This window comes from Pseudomonas sp. SA233, from assembly GCF_054792385.1.
The window spans coordinates 4951285-4969265 of sequence record NZ_CP096449.1; the positions used below are offsets into that span (position 1 = coordinate 4951285).

Below are 17981 nucleotides of genomic sequence, written 5' to 3' on the forward strand. Positions count from 1 at the left end.
CTTGTGCTGCGAAGAGGCCGGGGCTGACAAAGCCTGTCTATTGGCTGTACCGGCCTCTTCGCAGCACAAGGCTGCTCCTACATAGGACGCGTCAATCGAGCGATATTGGTTCTCTGCGCGAAAGCGCAGCCCAAAGGGCTGGGCAATCTCCCACAGGAATTTCACTGCCCTAAAGGGTGGCGCCCCCCCTGTGAGAGCGGGCGTGCCCGCGAAAGGGCCAGCAAAGCCAGCGCACACACCCCGGTAACACATCAGCCCCCGCAAAAATCTGTTACCCAAGCTTTCCGCCGTAACAGTTCCCGAGGCGTACGGTAACGAAATTTCGACATTTTCGACCGCTGAAAAACTGCTCGCCACCTCCAACCCATTGATTTTACTGGGTTTGCAAAAGTTGGCACGGCACCTGCTATATGTCTGGTACAAGAACAATAACAAGCACTGCAACTCAGAATAAGAACAAGACGAAACGGCTCACGCACAATAAAAACAAGACGGCGGAGGCGCAGCTAACTGATTCTTTTGGAGAGGATGCGTGTTTGGGGCTTGCCCCACAACCAGGCAGAGAACAATAAAAACTGCACTAAAAAGCAGCGCCTGAACTGGTTGGATCGACAGATCAACGTGACATCAGCGACCAAAGCAATCCGTTTGCTCTTAACCCCTGGATTGGGGGTCGTCCACAAGCTTCGAGATTTGTGGACAGGGCACTCAACAAAAACAAGAAGCCCAGCAGAAAAACAATAAGAGCACGCAACGACTTCTTGGGGAGCTTAGGCTCCCCTTGTCGTTTCTACCCTTCTGGCAGGCATCCTGCTACCCGCCTACACCATTCCTTGAGTAAATGCTAGAATCCCCGCCCATCATGCGGCCATTCTCCTATTCTTGGCCGAACATTCCTTCAAACAGTGCATCCCATGCTGAAGAAGCTGTTCCAGTCGTTCCGCCCGCCCGTACCGGGCCCGCACCACAGGCGCACCACGCCTGAGGTGATCAACAAGAGCCAGCACTCGCTGCAACGCCACCAATTCAGCCGCCATGCGGTGAACATCGTGGAACGCCTGCAGAGCGCCGGTTACCAGGCTTACCTGGTCGGTGGCTGTGTCCGCGACCTGATGCTGGGCATCACGCCGAAAGACTTCGACGTCGCCACCAGTGCCACTCCTGAACAGGTCCGTGCCGAGTTCCGCAACGCACGCATCATTGGCCGCCGCTTCAAGCTGGTCCACGTGCATTTCGGACGTGAAATCATCGAAGTCGCAACTTTCCGCGCCCACCATTCGGAAGACGACCAGGGCGACAGCCACCGTTCGTCGCACAATGCCAGTGGCCGCATTCTGCGTGACAACGTGTACGGCACCCTGGAAGAGGACGCGCAACGTCGCGACTTCACCATCAACGCCCTGTACTACGACCCGGTCAGCGAGCGCATCCTCGACTACGCCAACGGCGTGCACGATATCCGCAACCGCTTGCTGCGCCTGATCGGCGACCCTACCCACCGCTATCAGGAAGACCCGGTGCGCATGCTGCGCGCGGTGCGCTTCGCCGCCAAGCTCGACTTCGGCATCGAAAAACACACGGTCCAGCCGATTCGAGAGCTGGCCCCACTGCTGCGCGAAATTCCGCCAGCGCGCCTGTTCGAAGAGAGCCTCAAGCTGTTCCTCTCCGGCCAGGGGGCCATCGTCTTCGAAATGCTGGTCGACCTTCAGTTGTTCGAGCCGCTGTTCCCGGCCAGTTCGCATGCCCTGGACGAGCGCCCGACCTACACCCACACGCTGATCAGCCAAGCGCTGAACAACACCGACCTGCGCGTGAAGCAAGGCAAACCGGTAACCCCGGCCTTCCTCTTCGCCGCGCTGCTGTGGCCAGCCCTGCCGGCCCGCGTGCTGCACCTGCAGAACCAAGGCGTGCCGCCGATCCCGGCCATGAACGGTGCGGCCCACGACCTGATCGCCGAGCAATGCGCACGCATCGCCATCCCCAAGCGCTTCACCCTGCCGATCCGCGAGATCTGGGACATGCAGGAGCGCCTGCCACGCCGCAGCGGCAAGCGCGCCGATGTGCTGCTGGACAACCCGCGTTTCCGCGCCGGCTACGACTTCCTGCTGCTGCGGGAAAGCGCCGGGGAAGAAACCGACGACCTCGGCCAGTGGTGGACCGACTACCAGGATGCCAACGACAGCGAGCGCCGCGAGATGATCCGCGAACTGGGCAGCCGTGACGAAGGCACCGGCGCCGGCCCGCGCAAACGCAAGCGCAGCGGTGGCAAGCGCAAGCGCAGTGGCGACGAGGCGTTCGAGTGAGTACCCGCGCCTATATCGGCCTGGGCAGCAACCTGGACGCACCTGCCGAGCAGCTGCGCAGCGCCTTGCAGGCCCTCGACCAGGTCGAAGCCACACGCCTGGTGGCGGCCTCGGCCCTGTATACCAGCGATTCGCTGCTGCCCGGCCAGCCGCGCTACACCAACGCCGTCGCCGCCCTGGACACCGCCCTGCCACCGCTGGCCCTGCTCGATGCACTGCAGGCCATCGAGAACGATCAGGGCCGCGTGCGCAAGGAACGCTGGGGCCCGCGCACACTGGACCTGGACATCCTGCTGTTCGGCGACCAGGTGCTTGATGAGCCACGCCTGAAAGTGCCGCATTACCACATGCATGCCCGGCCTTTTGTGCTGTACCCGCTGGCGGAACTGGTACCGGGCGATTTCCGCCTGGCCGACGGCCGCGCCCTTGCGCAACTGCTCGACGACTGCCCGTTCGTCGGCCTGGAACGCCTGTAAACCGGGCGTTCCAGCCTTGCACACTGGCGCGGTAACGCCAGTAACACCCTGATCGTAACAATGCGGTAACAGGGTGATTGACTTCCCCCACCTCGCTCACGACTATAGGCGTCCCGTGTGGCACCAAAGTGCCGCATACCCGTATTTAGGCCCGGACGGACCTGTGCCCGAACATCACGCGCGATGATGTGCCGCTCCGGAAAATGACTACACGCGTTGAATGCAGTCGTTTCTTACAGCGCCTGAACGAGGAATTTCCTACATGCCTGAAGTAACCCTGACCACCCTCAATGGCCTCAAGGCCAAGGGTGAAAAAATCACCATGCTGACCTGCTACGACGCGACCTTCGCCAAGGCTGCCAGCCAGGCCGGTGTCGAAGTGTTGCTGGTGGGCGACTCGCTGGGCATGGTCCTGCAAGGCCACGACAGCACACTGCCGGTGACCACCGCGGACATGGCCTACCATACAGCCAGCGTTAAACGTGGCAACGACGGTGCGCTGATCCTTGCCGACCTGCCGTTCATGGCGCACGCCACACCAGAGCTGGCCTTTGCCAACAGCGCCACGCTGATGCAGGCCGGCGCCCACATGATCAAGATCGAAGGCGCGGCCTGGCTGGCCGAGACCATCCGCCTGCTGGCCGAGCGTGGCGTGCCAGTATGCGCGCACATGGGCCTGACACCGCAGACTGTCAACGTGATGGGCGGCTACAAGGTCCAGGGCCGCCAGGAAGCCCAGGCCCGGCAGATGCGCGCCGACGCGATCGCCCTGGAACAGGCCGGTGCAGCCATGCTGCTGCTCGAATGCGTGCCCAGCGAACTGGCGGCAGAAATCACCAGTGCCGTATCCATCCCGGTGATCGGCATTGGGGCTGGCAACGGCACCGATGGCCAGGTCCTGGTCCTGCACGACATGCTCGGCCTGTCGCTGAGCGGCCGCGTACCGAAGTTCGTGAAGAACTTCATGCAAGGCCAGCCGGATATCCACAGCGCCCTCGTCGCTTACGTCGAGGCGGTCAAGCAAGTCAGCTTCCCAGGCAGCGAACACGGGTTCAGTGCATGAATACAGTCAAGACCGTCCGCGAACTGCGCGCCGCAGTCGCCCGCGCCCGCGGTGAAGGCAAGCGCATCGGCTTCGTGCCTACCATGGGCAACCTGCACAGCGGCCATGCCGCCCTGGTGACCAAGGCTGCACAGCGCGCCGATTTCGTGGTCGCCAGCATCTTCGTCAACCCACTGCAGTTCGGCGCCAACGAAGACCTCGACAAGTACCCGCGCACCCTGGCCGCCGACCAGGAGCGCCTGCTCCAGGCTGGCTGCAATCTGCTGTTCGCTCCCAGCGTCGAAGAGATGTACCCCGACGGCATGAGCGTGCAAACCCGCGTCAGCGTACCCCACCTTTCCGAAGGCCTGTGCGGCGCCAGCCGGCCCGGCCATTTCGAAGGCGTGGCCACCGTGGTCAGCAAGCTGTTCAACATGGTCCAGCCCGACCTTGCCGTGTTCGGTGAAAAGGACTTCCAGCAGCTGGCGGTTATCCGCGCCATGGTGCGCGACCTGAACATGCCGATCCAGATCATCGGCGAGCCCACCGTGCGGGCCGAGGACGGCCTGGCGCTGTCGTCGCGTAACGGCTACCTCACGCCGGAGCAGCGTGCTACGGCACCTGCGCTGTACCGCACGCTACAGCATATCGCTGGTGCCATCCGCCATGGCCAGCGGGACTTTGCCGCACTGGTTGCCGAAGGCAAGGCGCAGTTGACCGCCGCGGGTTTCCGCCCGGATTACCTTGAGGTGCGTCATGCGGTAAGCCTGCGACCCGCGATGATCGATGATCGTGATCTGGTGGTGATTGCGGCGGCTTACCTGGGTAACACACGGTTGATCGACAACCTGTACCTTCATCTGGAAGAGAAGACCGCGTAACGGCCCGGGGCTGCCTTGCAGCCCATTCGCAGCACAAGGCTGCTCCTACAGAAACCACCTTCTTCTGTAGGAGCAACCTTGTGCTGCGAGTGGGGCGCAAAGCGCCCCCAAATTCCCCCGCCATACCCATTCCCTGCAAGTGGCCTTTGCCTATAATGGTGCCAGCCTGAACCCGGCAATGAGTGCCGTGTCCAAGGTCTCACCACGCACCAAGGGAACCCCGCGCAATGGCGTATTACCGTACACCCCACGATGTCACGGCCCTGCCCGCCTGGCAGGCGCTCCAGCAACACCGCGACGCCATGCAAGGTTTCAGCATGCGCGAAGCCTTCGCCGCCGATACCAAGCGCTTCGACCAGTTCTCCCTGAGCTCCTGCGGCCTGTTCCTCGACTATTCGAAAAACCTGATCACCGAACAAAGCCGCGACCTGCTGGTGAACCTGGCCAACGAAGTGGGCCTGCAGGACGCCATCAAGTCGATGTTCAGCGGCGAAATCATCAACGCCTCCGAAGGTCGCCCGGTGCTGCACACCGCCCTGCGCCGGCCGGTAGGCGACAAGCTCAGCGTCAACGGCGTGAACGTCATGCCGGAAGTACACAAGGTACTCAACCAGATCACCGAACTGGTCGGCCGCATTCACGACGGCCTGTGGCGCGGCTACAGCGAAAAACCGATCACCGACGTGGTCAACATCGGCATCGGCGGCTCGTTCCTCGGCCCCGAACTGGTGTCCGAGGCGCTGCTGCCCTACGCCCAGCGCGGCGTGCGCTGCCACTACCTGGCGAACATCGACGGCAGTGAGTTCCACGAGCTGTCGGCCAACCTGCGCGCCGAAACCACCCTGTTCATCGTCTCGTCGAAGTCGTTCAACACCCTCGAGACCTTGAAGAACGCAATGGCCGCGCGTACCTGGTACCTGGCCCAAGGCGGCTCGGAAGCCGAGCTGTATCGCCACTTCATCGCCGTTTCCAGTAATAAGGCCGCCGCCGTGGCCTTCGGCATCCGCGAAGAAAACATCTTCCCGATGTGGGACTGGGTGGGCGGGCGCTACTCGCTGTGGTCGGCCATCGGCCTGCCGATCGCCCTGGCCATCGGTACCGCCAACTTCAAGGAACTGCTGTCCGGTGCCTACACCATGGACCAGCACTTCCAGACCGCGCCGTTCGACAAGAACATGCCGGTGCTGCTGGCCCTGCTGGGCGTGTGGTACGGCAACTTCTGGGGCGCCCAGAGTCACGCGATCCTGCCGTACGACCATTACCTGCGCAACATCACCAAGCACCTGCAACAGCTGGACATGGAGTCCAACGGCAAGAGCGTGCTGCAGGACGGCACCCCGGTGAAGACCGACACCGGTCCGGTTATCTGGGGTGGCGTCGGCTGCAACGGCCAGCATGCCTACCACCAGCTGCTGCACCAGGGCACTCAGCTGATTCCGGCCGACTTCATCGTGCCGGTGGTGAGCTTCAACCCGGTGGCCGACCATCATCAGTGGCTGTACGCCAACTGCCTGTCGCAGAGCCAGGCGCTGATGTTGGGCAAAACCCGCGAGGAAGCCGAGGCAGAGCTGCGTGGCAAAGGCCTGAACGAAGCGGACATCGAAAAGCTGGCCCCGCACAAGGTGATCCCGGGCAACCGCCCGAGCAACACCCTGGTGGTGGAACGCATCAGCCCGCGCCGCCTGGGCGCGCTGGTGGCGATGTACGAGCACAAGGTGTTCGTGCAGAGCGTGATCTGGGGCATCAACGCTTTCGATCAGTGGGGCGTGGAGCTGGGCAAAGAATTGGGCAAGGGCGTTTACCAACGCCTGGTCGGCAGCCTGGAAGACAGCGCCGAAGATGGTTCCACCCAAGGCCTGATCAACTACTTCCGCGGCCGTCACCGCGGTTGATCCCAAAGCCGTCACACGGTCGCTTCGTGTAGGAGCGGCCTTGTGTCGCGATGGGCCGCAGAGCGGCCCCAACAATTGATGCGCCAGCGCTGAAATCCCGGGGCCGCTCTGCGGCCCATCGCGACACAAGGCCGCTCCTACAGGGACCGAGTCTACCCTCAAGGAACATCACCTCTGGCTACACTGTCCTATCGAATAGCCGTTGCAGTCCATCGCCCCTTACAAGAGCAGGACCACCCGCCATGTTCGATATCCGCAACTACCCCCAGGCCCTGGCCGTCAGCCAGTCCGCCGCCCTAACCCCCGACGAGTACCACCGCCTCTACCGCCAGTCGGTGGATGACCCCGACACATTCTGGGCCGAACAGGCCAAGCGCCTGGAGTGGTTCAAGCCCTGGTCGAGCGTGCAGCAATGCGACCTGAAGACCGGCAGCGCCCGCTGGTTCGACGGCGCCCAGCTCAACGTCAGCTACAACTGCGTCGACCGCCACCTGGCCCGACGCGGCGAACAGACCGCCCTGCTGTGGGAAGGCGATGACCCCAAGGATTCCAAGGCCATCACCTACCGCGAACTGCACCGCCAGGTCTGCCGCCTGGCCAATGCACTGAAAGCACGCGGGGTGAAGAAAGGCGACAGGGTGTGCATCTACATGCCGATGATCCCCGAGGCCGCCTTCGCCATGCTTGCCTGCACCCGCATCGGTGCCATCCACTCGGTGGTGTTCGGCGGCTTCTCGCCCGATGCCTTGCGCGACCGTATCCTCGATGCCGACTGCCGTACGGTGATCACCGCCGATGAAGGTGTGCGCGGCGGCAAACGCATCCCACTGAAGCAGAACGTCGACAAGGCCCTGGCCAGCTGCCCCGCGGTCAGCAGCGTATTCGTGGTGCGCCGTACCGGCGGCGATGTCGTCTGGGCCGAAGGCCGTGACCTCTGGTACCACGAGGCAACGGAAAAGGCCGGCGACGACTGCGTTCCCGAGCCGATGGGTGCAGAAGACCCGCTGTTCATCCTCTACACCTCCGGCAGCACCGGCAAACCCAAAGGCGTGCTGCACACTACCGGCGGCTACCTGCTGCAGGCCACCCTCACCTTCAAGGTGGTGTTCGACTACCGTGACGGCGAGGTGTTCTGGTGCACCGCCGATGTCGGCTGGGTGACCGGCCACAGCTACATCGTCTATGGTCCGCTGGCCAATGGCGCGATCTCGCTGATGTTCGAAGGCGTGCCCAACTACCCGGACACCTCGCGCTTCTGGCAAGTGGTGGACAAACACAAGGTGAACATCTTCTACACCGCCCCGACCGCCCTGCGCGCGCTGATGCGCGAGGGCTCCGCGCCGCTGCAGAGTACTTCACGCCAGAGCCTGCGCCTGCTGGGCAGCGTCGGCGAGCCGATCAACCCGGAAGCCTGGGAGTGGTATTTCGAAGAAGTCGGGCAAAAGCGCTGCCCCATCGTCGATACCTGGTGGCAGACCGAGACAGGCGGCATCATGCTCACCCCGCTGCCCGGCTCGCAGTCGCTCAAGCCCGGCTGTGCCACCCAGCCCATGTTCGGCGTACAACCAGTGCTGCTGGACGAAAAGGGCAAGCTCATCGAGGGCCCCGGTGCCGGCCTGCTGGCGATCAAGGCCAGCTGGCCCGGGCAGATCCGAAGTGTCTATGGCGACCATCAGCGCATGGTCGACACCTACTTCAAGCCGATGCCCGGCTATTACTTCACCGGCGACGGTGCCCGCCGCGATGCCGATGGAGACTACTGGATCACCGGGCGTATCGATGACGTGATCAACGTTTCCGGTCATCGTATCGGTACCGCCGAAGTGGAAAGCGCGCTGGTGCTGCATGACAGCGTTGCCGAAGCGGCGGTGGTCGGTTACCCCCACGACCTCAAGGGCCAAGGCGTTTACGCCTTCGTCACACCGATGAATGGTGTAACACCGGACGACGCGCTCAAGGCCGAGCTACTGGCCCTGGTCAGCAAGGAAATCGGCAGTTTCGCCAAGCCCGAGCTGATCCAGTGGGCTCCGGCGCTGCCCAAGACACGCTCAGGCAAGATCATGCGGCGTATACTGCGCAAGATCGCCTGCAACGAACTCGACAACCTGGGCGATACCTCGACCCTGGCCGACCCCAGCGTGGTGCAGGGCCTGATCGACAAACGCCTCAACCAGTAACCGGCGGCCGTTGCCCATGGCCGCCCTGAACCACAGGTCGCCATGGAAGCCCTTCGCCGCCGCATCGAAACCCAGGTCATGAGCCTTACCGGGCTGGCCCTCGGCCAGCTCGACCTGGAATCGCCCAAAGGTGACCCCGGGCTGTTCGGCCCGCACAGCATCAGCTGGCGGATACATGGCGACTTCCCGAGCATGCTGGTCGGTGGCATCAGTGCCCTCATGCTGCAGTTGCTGCACCCGCTGGCCCTGGCCGGGGTGTGGGACCATTCCAACTTCCGTGAAGACCTGCTCGGTCGCCTGCGCCGCACCAGCCAATTCATCTCGGGCACCACCTTCGGCGCCACCCGCGATGCCGAGTGGCTGATCGACAAGGTGCGTACCATCCACCTGCAGGTAACCGGCACCGCGCCGGATGGCCGCCCGTATGCGGCCAGCGACCCGGACCTGCTGACCTGGGTGCACGTGGCGGAAGTCAGCAGCTTTCTCGCCGCCCACCTGCGTTACCGCAACCCGCAACTAGCGCGCGCCGAGCAGGATGCCTACTACGCAGAGATCGCATTGATTGCCGAGCGCCTTGGCGCCCGCGACGTGCCGCGCTCGTGCCAGCAGGTCGAGGACTATCTGCAGCACATGCGTCCGCAGTTGCACTGCGACGCACGCAGCCATGAGGTGGTCGGCATCCTCCTCGATGCCCCCGCCCCCAGCCGACTGGCACAGCCGGTGGGCAAGCTGATGCTGCACGCCGGCATCGACCTGCTGCCGGGCTGGGCCCAGACCATGCTCGGGCTACAGCACGGTCCGTTGCAGCGGCGCATGATCCGCCTGGGCCTGCAACGCACTGCGCCAGTACTGCGCTGGGCGATGCGCGACGGCTCGGCGCACCGGGCCAAACGGCGCATGGGTATCGAATGAGGTCAACTGGTCGCCTCAGCGGAACTGATTTAACGTGCCATACTCCAAGCTCTCCTGCTTAGACAGACGAAGCGACACATGTACAAAGGATTGACTCGCGCCGCTGGCGCACTGCTGGCCCTGGTAGCCCTCTACAGCCTTCTTGGCTATTTCGTTCTCCCCGGTGTCGCGCTGCGCATCGCCAACCAACAGTTGGCCCAGTACGCAACCGTGCCTGCCCACCTCGAACGGATCGAATTCAACCCCTTCAGCCTCGAGCTGACACTGTGGGGCCTGCAGATCGGCGAGCCTGGCAAGGAGCAGGTCGGCTTCGACCGGCTGTACGCCAACCTTTCGCTCGACAGTCTATGGAGCGGTGCCCTGCACCTGGACGCAGTGGAACTGGTCAAACCGCGCAACGAAGTGCTGTTCGCCAAGGACGGTACTCTCAACCTGACCCGCCTGTTCAAACTGCCAGCCAGCGAAGCCAAGCCTGACGAGCCACCCAGCGACCCGTTCCCGCTACGCATCGGCAGCATCAAGCTCAGCGATGGCTACCTGCACTTCGAGGACCTGCGCCCGAGCGAGCCGATCGAGTTCCTCTACGACAACATGAACCTGGAGCTGAAAAATCTCAGCACCCTGCCCAACGACAATGCCGACATGACCCTGGTGGCCATCGGCCCCAACGGCGGGCGCATCGACTGGAAAGGCACCCTTAGCCTGGCGCCAATCGCCTCTGAAGGCACACTGAAGATCACCGAAGGCAAGATGAAGGCATTCTGGCCCTATGTGCGCGATGCCGTGCCACTGGTGCTGGAAGACGGCGTGGTCAGCCTCGACACCCACTACAAGCTCAACCTCGCCAAACAGACCGAACTGTTGCTGGACAACGCGTCGGTGCGCATCGCCCCGTTTGCCATCAAGGCCCCGGATGGCCGCCCGCTGGCACGCCTGGCCAGCCTGGAGGTAAGCGAAACCTCGGTCGACCTGGTCAAGCAGCTGGTCACCGTGGGCAAGATCCGCAGCGAAAAACTGGAAACCTGGGCCGCGCTGGAAAAGGACGGCCAGCTCGACTGGCAGAAACTGTTCGCCAGCCAGCCGGCCAAGGCTACGCCGAAGGAAAAGGCCGAACCGGCCGCCGCCGAGCCCACGCCCGAACAGCAAGCCGCCAAGGAGCCGAGCAAACCCTGGCAGGTGCTGCTCAAGGATGTGCAACTGCGTAACTACCTGGTGCACTTGGCAGACCGTACCCAGAAGGAGCCGGTGGCCCTCGACGTCGGCCCGCTCAACGCCGACCTGCAAGGTTTCGACAGCCTCAACAAATCGCCCTTCACCCTCAAGCTCGATACCGGCGTGGGCAAGCAAGGCAAACTGCAAGCGGCCGGCCAGGTCAACCTGGCGCCCATCTGGGCCAAGCTGGACGTGAGCACCCGCGATATCGACCTGCGAGTGGCCCAGGCCTATATCAGCCCGTTCATCCTGCTGGAGCTGCGCAGCGGCATGCTCGCCAGCGACCTCAAGGTCGACCTGAAGAACACCGCACCACTGGCCTTCAGTGTTACCGGCAAGGCACAGGTCAGCCAGCTGCACACCCTCGACACCATCAAGAGCCGTGACTTCGTCAAATGGCAGCAGGTGAACGTCGACGGCCTGTCCTACGTGCACGGCGATGCGCTGTCGATCGACAAAGTGACCCTGCTGCAACCCTATGCGCGTTTCATCATCAACGAAGACCGCACGACCAACATCAACGATCTGCTGATCCCGCAGCCGGCCGGCGCCCCGGCGACCAGCCAGTCCAAGCCGGCCTCCGCCGGCAACGACAAGCCGCTGGGCATCCACATCGGCCAGATCGACATCAACGACGGCTCGGCCAACTTCGCCGACCTGTCCCTCACCCCCAACTTCGCCACGGCCATCCAGCAGCTGAACGGCCGGATCGGCACCATCGACAATCGCAAGCCGGTGCCGGCCAAGGTCGACGTCAAGGGCAAGGTCGACCGCTACGCACCGGTCACCATCAAAGGCGCCCTCAACCCGTTCAACCCGCTGGCCAGCCTGGATATCGCCACCAGCTTCAAGCGGGTCGAGCTGACCACACTCACACCCTACTCCGGCAAGTTCGCCGGCTTCCGTATCCGCAAGGGCCGGCTCAACCTCGACCTGCATTACCTGATCACCAATGGCCAGCTGAAGGCCGAGAACAAGGTGGTGGTTGAGCAGTTGCAGTTGGGCGAGAAGGTCGACAGCCCGGACGCAGTGGACCTCCCTATCCGCCTGGCGGTGGCACTGCTGAAGGATACCGAAGGCAAGATCTCGATCGAGCTGCCAGTATCCGGAGACCTCAACAACCCGCAGTTCAGCGTGATGCCGATCGTCTGGCAAACCCTGCGCAACCTGGTGTTGCGTGCGGCGCAGGCGCCGTTCAAGTTCATTGGCGGGCTGGTTGCCGGCGGTGGCTCGGAAGATCTGGGCAATGTGTCCTTCGCCCCGGGCTCCAGCGAGCTTAGTGGCGACGCTCAGGCATCGTTGGACAAATTGGCGTCGGCCCTGAAGGAACGCCCGGAGCTGCGCCTGGAAATCGAAGGCACCAGCGCCCAGGCCAGCGACGGCCCGCTGATCGCCCAGCAGCGCCTGGAGCGTGAGTACCAGGCCACCTGGTACAAGATCCTGCAGCGCCGCGGTGACAAGGTACCGGCCAATGCCTCGATGCTGGTGGTCGACGACAGCGAAAAACCGGCGATGCTCGAAGGCATCTACCGTAACCGCCTGAAGCAACAGCCGCCTGCGGAATGGGAGCAATTGGGCCGCGACGAGCGCACCGCCAAGCTGCGCGAGGCGGTGATCAAGTCCTGGGCCGAGAGTACTGCGCTACTGCGCACGCTGGGCCAGGAGCGGGCCAGCAGCATCAAGGATTACCTGGTAGACAAAGGCCAGCTGGAAGATGACCGGGTGTACTTCATCGATACCAACCTGGGCCAGGCCGAGAGCGATGGGCGGGTGGTGACGCCGATGCATCTGGATGCCGAGTAACTTCTACTAGCAGGGCTGGCCTCTTCGCGGGTAAACCCGCTCCCACAAGGTATGCGCCGGCCTTGAGCTGTGCGCAATCCCTGTGGGAGCGGGCAAGCCCGCGAAGAGGCCGGTACAGGCCTCACACCAACCGCTGCCCCGACACCGCCGGGTGGTACAACGGCTGCACCTTGTTCCCTGCCGGGTCCAGCAGGTGGAAGCTGCGCGCCCCGTCACCATGGTTGAACGGCCGGTCCAGCAGGGTCACGCCATGGGCCTTGAAATACTGGTACCAGGCCTCCAGCTCCTCCACGCTATCGACGATGAACCCATAGTGGTCCAAGGTCTGCAACCCATTGGCCGCTCCAGCCCCGCGCCCCAGCGACAGGTTGTCGTTACCACAAGTGAGATACACCAGGTCTTCGTTGGCGCGGTTCAGCACTTCCATGCCCAGCACATCGACGTAGAAGCGTTCGCACTCCTCCAGGTTGGGCACCAACAAGGCAATATGGCGCAGGCCGTTCAGGCGGCCAGGGCGTGCAGGCAATTCGGACATTGGCGAGGCTCCATTTTTGTATACAATTCAAAATAGAATTTAAAACAAAAGGAGAGCCTTGTGTATAGTCTGTTCATCAAGACCCGTGTGAAGTCCGGTTGCGCCGAGGATTTCCTGACCGCGATCAAGGTCAATGCCGCGGCTTCCGTCGCCACCGAACCTGGTTGCCTGGTGTTCGATGTGTCGCAGGACCGGGTCGACCCGGAGGTGATCTACCTGTACGAGATCTACCGCGACGATGCAGCCTATGAAGCGCATACCCAGACCGCGCACTTTCGCGATAGCCGGCCATTGGTCGAGCCGCTGATCGTCGAGCAGGAATGCTTCGAGAGCGATGTGATCGCGCGTAACCCGGTGTACTAGCCGCCAATGAAAAGCCCCGGCAAATAGCCGGGGCTCGGAGCGAAGGTGGCCAAATCCGTTTGGCCGACGGGACATTCCTTATTCGGCTTTCAGGCCGTCAGACATGACGCTTTTCACGCCCTTGATGTTCTTGGTGATGCGTACTGCTTCTTCTTTCTGGGATTGAGTGATCGCCACGTCAGACGACAGCGAGACGACGCCTTGGCTGGTCTCGACTTTGATGTCGCTGCCTGGAATACCTTTTTCAGTCAGCAGGTCCGCTTTCACCTTGGTAGTGATCCAGGTGTCGGAACCTTCCTGCTTGGCGTTATCCACGGTGTTGGCAGCCAACATGACTGGAGCCTGGGTTGGCTCCGCAGCGAATGCGCCGTTAGCCATGGTCAGGGTCAGGGCGGTAGCAGTAGCGGCAGCAATGGCGAACTTCTTCATGTGAGTCACTCCTGTTTTTTCGAAAGGTCTGCGCCGTATGTCCTGGCGTCAGATATGGAGGTAGTTGCATGCGCTGTGCCAGCTTTTCCGTCTCGCTTGTTTTCTTTCAAATCAATAAGTTAGCGAAAAACCAGCATTCCCGTCGTCGTGCATTTTGCAATCTGCACGGTAAACCTGCATGCAAGATGCAAGTCCGCAAAAGGTTCCCTTTCGCCCATGAAAAAAGGGCCCCGAAGGGCCCTTTTCCTGTTGCGTGGCGGTCGCTTAGACGCCCGAGGCCTTGGCCGCGGCAACGTCCTTGATCGACAGCTTGATACGGCCGCGGTTATCCACGTCCAGTACCAGTACTTCGACTTCCTGGCCTTCTTTCAGGATGTCGGTGACTTTCTCGACGCGAGCATCGCTCAGCATGGAGATGTGCACCAGGCCGTCCTTGCCAGGCAGGATGTTTACGAACGCACCGAAGTCGACGATGCGCTCGACCTTGCCGACGTAGATCTTGCCGATCTCGGCTTCGGCGGTAATGCCCAGGATGCGTTGCTTGGCAGCATCTGCCGCTTCCTTGGTTTCGCCGAAGATCTTGATCGAGCCATCGTCTTCGATGTCGATCGAAGCCTTGGTCTCTTCGCAGATGGCGCGAATGGTGGCGCCGCCTTTACCGATGACGTCACGGATCTTGTCGGTGTCGATCTTCATCGCGATCATGGTCGGGGCGTTGGCCGACAGCTCGCTACGCGACTGGGCGATGATCTGGTTCATCTGGCCGAGGATATTCAGGCGCGCTTCCAGGGCCTGGCCCAGGGCGATCTCCATGATCTCTTCGGTGATACCGTTGATCTTGATGTCCATCTGCAGCGCGGTAACACCCTTGGCGGTACCGGCTACCTTGAAGTCCATGTCGCCCAGGTGGTCTTCGTCACCCAGGATGTCGGTCAGGACGGCGAACTTGTCACCTTCCTTGACCAGGCCCATGGCGATACCGGCAACCGGTGCCTTCATCGGTACACCAGCGTCCATCAGGGCCAGGGAAGCACCACAGACCGAAGCCATGGAGCTGGAACCGTTGGATTCGGTGATTTCCGATACCACGCGGATGGTGTACGGGAACTCGCTGTCGCTCGGCAGCATGGCCTGCACGCCACGACGGGCCAGGCGACCGTGGCCGATTTCACGACGGCCAGCGCCGCCCATGCGACCGCACTCACCCACCGAGAATGGCGGGAAGTTGTAGTGCAGCATGAACGGGTCTTTTTTCTCGCCTTCCAGGGTGTCCAGCAGCTGGGCGTCACGGGCAGTACCCAGGGTCGCAACGACCAGGGCCTGGGTTTCGCCACGGGTGAACAGCGCCGAACCGTGAGTCTTCGGCAATACGCCGACTTCGATGTTCAGCGGGCGCACGGTGCGGGTGTCACGACCGTCGATACGTGGTTTGCCGTTGACGATGTTCTCACGGACGGTGCGGTATTCCAGCTCGCCGAAGATTTCCTTGATGGCGCCGGCGGACGGGCCGGTCTCTTCGTTGCTCAGACGGGCAACAGCCTCGTCGCGCAGCTGGCCCAGGCGGTTGTAGCGGTCAGCCTTCTGGGTGATGGTGTAGGCCTGCGAAACGGCTTCGCCGAACTCGGCACGTACCAGGTTCATCAGCTCGACGTTGGCCGGGGCTGGCTGCCAGTCCCAGGTCGGCTTGCCGGCTTCGGCGGCCAGTTCCTTGACGGCCTGGATCACGGCCTGGAATTCGTCGTGGGCGAACAGCACGGCGCCCAGCATCTGGTCTTCGGTCAGCTCTTTGGCTTCCGACTCAACCATCAGTACAGCCGATTCGGTACCGGCAACGACCATGTCCAGGCTCGAGGCAGCCAGTTGCTCGTAGGTCGGGTTCAGCAGGTAGCCGGTGCTTTCGTGGAAGGCAACGCGAGCGGCGCCGATCGGGCCTTCGAACGGAATGCCGGAGATGGCCAGGGCGGCCGAGGTACCGATCATCGCAGCGATGTCCGGGTCGGTCTTCTTGCTGGTGGAAACCACGGTGCAGACAACCTGCACTTCGTTCATGAAGCCTTCCGGGAACAGCGGACGGATCGGACGGTCGATCAGGCGCGAGGTCAGGGTCTCTTTCTCGGAAGGACGGCCTTCACGCTTGAAGAAGCCACCCGGGATCTTGCCGGCGGCGTAGGTCTTTTCCTGGTAGTGGACCGACAGCGGGAAGAAGCCCTTGCCTGGATCGGCCTGTTTGGCACCGACCACGGTCACCAGCACGGTGACGTCGTTGTCGACGGTAACCAGCACGGCGCCGGTTGCCTGACGGGCAATACGGCCCGTTTCGAGAGTAACGGTTGACTGACCGAACTGGAATGTCTTGATTACCGGGTTCACGGTTTCCTACCTTTTTTCAGTGGCTCTGGGGGAACTGGTTTCTTGCGAATTCTTGGGCAGAACGGGGAATCGGCCCCATTGACCGTCCAGATACAACACGAGGCTGGGAGCCTGGCACCAAGCGGAAAATCCGCTCAGCATTGCCAGGCTGCCAACCTCGGAGATACGCGTGGCGTGTCCAACGGCAGCACTGCAAAACAGCCCTGCCGAAGCCTGCGACACGCCATGCACACCACTGGCCAGGCCGCTATTAGCGACGCAGACCCAGGCGACCGATCAGGGCGCTGTAACGAGTGGTGTCTTTGCCCTTCAGGTAGTCCAGCAGCTTACGACGCTGGTTGACCATACGGATCAGACCACGACGGGAGTGGTGGTCTTTATCGTTGGCCTTGAAGTGGCCTTGCAGCTTGTTGATGTTGGCGGTCAGCAGAGCAACCTGCACTTCCGGGCTACCGGTATCGCCGGCGGCTTGCTGGTATTCGGCAACGATCTGAGCTTTTTCTTCAACGCTGAGGGCCATTTGGCTTCTCCTGATAACGGATCCCGCATGCGGGGTCCAATAGGCCAGGGACAAATCCCTGTATTAATAAAAAAGGTGTGACCGTGCCTACTGACAGCCACCCTTGGTGCCGTGGGGCCTGGCAATTGCCCGACCCCGCGGTTTCGGTCATTCCGACCGAATCAGCCGACGCGGCGCAATGCGCCCGTCTTCGCTCACTTCACCGATACCGATGAAGCGCGCATTGTGATCCTGTACCCGGACCATGCCAAATTGCGGCGCGTCCGGCGCGCGTACCGCCTGCCCATGCAGCCAGTAGAACGCACTGTGCTCGGACAGGCAAACCAGTGGCCAGTCCTGCAGGCCGCTGTCCGAAGGCATCAGGAAGCGGTCGAGCGCTTCGTTGCCGCCTTCGGCGTGGGCCTGTTCGAGTTCCTCGAGGGTGACCGTCTGTGCCAGCGCGAAAGGCCCGGCCTGGGTCCTGCGCAGCTCGGCGACATAGGCGCCGCAGCCAAGGGCCTCACCGATATCCTCCACCAGGGTGCGGATATAGGTGCCTTTGCTGCATCCTACGCTCAGCCGTGCACGGGTGCCTTCGCACTCGAGCAACTCCAAGCGGCCAATAGTAACAGAACGCGCCTCGCGCTCCACTACCTCTCCTGCACGTGCCAGCTTGTAAAGCGGCTGGCCATCACGCTTGAGCGCCGAGTACATCGGCGGTATCTGGCTGATCTGGCCACGAAAACGCGGCAGCAGGGCCTCGATGTCGGCGCGACCAACGGTCACCTCACGGGTCTGCAGCACTTCACCTTCGGCATCGCCGGTGTTGGTAGTCTGCCCCATCTGCATGACCGTTTCGTAGCCCTTGTCGGAATCGAGCAGGTACTGCGAAAACTTGGTCGCTTCGCCAAAGCACAGCGGCAGCACGCCGGTTGCCAGCGGATCGAGGCTGCCGGTGTGACCGGCCTTTTCCGCGTTGAGCAGCCAGCGCACCTTTTGCAGGGCGGCGTTGGAGGTGAAGCCCAGCGGCTTGTCGAGCAGGATGATGCCGCTGACGTTGCGGCGGATACGTTTGACCTGGGCCACC

At 62.4% G+C, this 17981-nt stretch carries 14 protein-coding genes; 9 read left to right on the plus strand and 5 right to left on the minus strand.

Features of this window, described 5'->3' with window-relative positions; all coding sequences use genetic code 11:
- Nucleotides 1-914 precede the first annotated feature (914 nt).
- The 8 genes from M1D87_RS22720 (at nt 915) to M1D87_RS22755 (ending at nt 12698) form a co-directional block, all read left to right on the plus strand.
- Nucleotides 915-2303 (plus strand): polynucleotide adenylyltransferase PcnB, encoded by a 1389-nt coding sequence (locus tag M1D87_RS22720; protein ID WP_039615244.1) that lies wholly within the window; start codon nt 915-917, stop codon nt 2301-2303.
- Nucleotides 2300-2779 (plus strand): 2-amino-4-hydroxy-6-hydroxymethyldihydropteridine diphosphokinase, encoded by a 480-nt coding sequence (folK, locus tag M1D87_RS22725; RefSeq protein ID WP_013974273.1) that lies wholly within the window; start codon nt 2300-2302, stop codon nt 2777-2779. The genes M1D87_RS22720 and folK overlap by 4 nt, the downstream gene beginning before the upstream one ends.
- 262 nt (nt 2780-3041) lie before the next feature.
- Nucleotides 3042-3842, plus strand: coding sequence for a 3-methyl-2-oxobutanoate hydroxymethyltransferase (gene panB, locus M1D87_RS22730; RefSeq protein ID WP_023661348.1), 801 nt, complete (start codon nt 3042-3044; stop codon nt 3840-3842).
- Nucleotides 3839-4702: a pantoate--beta-alanine ligase gene (panC, locus tag M1D87_RS22735; protein WP_013974275.1), complete on the plus strand. Its 864-nt coding sequence runs from the start codon at nt 3839-3841 to the stop codon at nt 4700-4702. The genes panB and panC overlap by 4 nt, the downstream gene beginning before the upstream one ends.
- Nucleotides 4703-4929: 227 nt before the next feature.
- Nucleotides 4930-6594, plus strand: coding sequence for a glucose-6-phosphate isomerase (pgi, locus tag M1D87_RS22740; protein WP_061551387.1), 1665 nt, complete (start codon nt 4930-4932; stop codon nt 6592-6594).
- 242 nt (nt 6595-6836) lie between these two features.
- Nucleotides 6837-8771 carry an acetate--CoA ligase gene (gene acs, locus M1D87_RS22745; protein ID WP_123083926.1) on the plus strand — a complete coding sequence of 645 codons (1935 nt, stop codon included), beginning with the start codon at nt 6837-6839 and terminating at the stop codon, nt 8769-8771.
- Nucleotides 8772-8813: 42 nt separating this feature from the next.
- Nucleotides 8814-9683 (plus strand): oxygenase MpaB family protein, encoded by an 870-nt coding sequence (locus M1D87_RS22750; RefSeq protein WP_123083927.1) that lies wholly within the window; start codon nt 8814-8816, stop codon nt 9681-9683.
- A 78-nt stretch (nt 9684-9761) separates the two neighbouring features.
- Nucleotides 9762-12698 (plus strand): DUF748 domain-containing protein, encoded by a 2937-nt coding sequence (locus M1D87_RS22755; protein ID WP_123083928.1) that lies wholly within the window; start codon nt 9762-9764, stop codon nt 12696-12698.
- A 121-nt stretch (nt 12699-12819) separates the two neighbouring features.
- Here M1D87_RS22755 and M1D87_RS22760 read toward each other — a convergent pair whose 3' ends face one another.
- Nucleotides 12820-13233, minus strand: coding sequence for a VOC family protein (locus M1D87_RS22760; RefSeq protein WP_010955354.1), 414 nt, complete (start codon nt 13231-13233; stop codon nt 12820-12822).
- 60 nt (nt 13234-13293) lie between these two features.
- Here M1D87_RS22760 and M1D87_RS22765 point away from each other — a divergent pair, with 60 nt between their 5' ends.
- On the plus strand, nt 13294-13596 hold the full coding sequence (locus tag M1D87_RS22765; RefSeq protein WP_123083930.1) for a putative quinol monooxygenase: 303 nt from the start codon (nt 13294-13296) through the stop codon (nt 13594-13596).
- A gap of 78 nt (nt 13597-13674) precedes the next feature.
- On the opposite strand, the gene M1D87_RS22770 is transcribed toward M1D87_RS22765, so the two are convergent.
- The 4 genes from M1D87_RS22770 to truB form a co-directional block, all read right to left on the minus strand.
- Nucleotides 13675-14025, minus strand: coding sequence for a BON domain-containing protein (locus tag M1D87_RS22770; RefSeq protein WP_013974282.1), 351 nt, complete (start codon nt 14023-14025; stop codon nt 13675-13677).
- Nucleotides 14026-14289: 264 nt separating this feature from the next.
- Nucleotides 14290-16395: a polyribonucleotide nucleotidyltransferase gene (gene pnp, locus M1D87_RS22775; protein WP_013974283.1), complete on the minus strand. Its 2106-nt coding sequence runs from the start codon at nt 16393-16395 to the stop codon at nt 14290-14292.
- 250 nt (nt 16396-16645) lie between these two features.
- Nucleotides 16646-16915 carry a 30S ribosomal protein S15 gene (gene rpsO, locus M1D87_RS22780; protein ID WP_003249971.1) on the minus strand — a complete coding sequence of 90 codons (270 nt, stop codon included), beginning with the start codon at nt 16913-16915 and terminating at the stop codon, nt 16646-16648.
- Between the two features lie 147 nt (nt 16916-17062).
- Nucleotides 17063-17980 (minus strand): tRNA pseudouridine(55) synthase TruB, encoded by a 918-nt coding sequence (gene truB / locus M1D87_RS22785; RefSeq protein ID WP_013974284.1) that lies wholly within the window; start codon nt 17978-17980, stop codon nt 17063-17065.
- Between the last annotated feature and the right edge of the window lies 1 nt (nt 17981).

What these genes read in the sequence shown, in the direction of transcription:
- M1D87_RS22720 (WP_039615244.1), top strand. Translation starts at nt 915, where the DNA reads ATGCTGAAGAAGCTGTTCCAGTCGTTCCGCCCGCCCGTACCGGGCCCG.
- panB (WP_023661348.1), top strand. Translation starts at nt 3,042, where the DNA reads ATGCCTGAAGTAACCCTGACCACCCTCAATGGCCTCAAGGCCAAGGGT.
- panC (WP_013974275.1), top strand. Translation starts at nt 3,839, where the DNA reads ATGAATACAGTCAAGACCGTCCGCGAACTGCGCGCCGCAGTCGCCCGC.
- pgi (WP_061551387.1), top strand. Translation starts at nt 4,930, where the DNA reads ATGGCGTATTACCGTACACCCCACGATGTCACGGCCCTGCCCGCCTGG.
- acs (WP_123083926.1), top strand. Translation starts at nt 6,837, where the DNA reads ATGTTCGATATCCGCAACTACCCCCAGGCCCTGGCCGTCAGCCAGTCC.
- M1D87_RS22750 (WP_123083927.1), top strand. Translation starts at nt 8,814, where the DNA reads ATGGAAGCCCTTCGCCGCCGCATCGAAACCCAGGTCATGAGCCTTACC.
- M1D87_RS22755 (WP_123083928.1), top strand. Translation starts at nt 9,762, where the DNA reads ATGTACAAAGGATTGACTCGCGCCGCTGGCGCACTGCTGGCCCTGGTA.
- M1D87_RS22760 (WP_010955354.1), bottom strand. Translation starts at nt 13,233, where the DNA reads ATGTCCGAATTGCCTGCACGCCCTGGCCGCCTGAACGGCCTGCGCCAT.
- M1D87_RS22770 (WP_013974282.1), bottom strand. Translation starts at nt 14,025, where the DNA reads ATGAAGAAGTTCGCCATTGCTGCCGCTACTGCTACCGCCCTGACCCTG.
- rpsO (WP_003249971.1), bottom strand. Translation starts at nt 16,915, where the DNA reads ATGGCCCTCAGCGTTGAAGAAAAAGCTCAGATCGTTGCCGAATACCAG.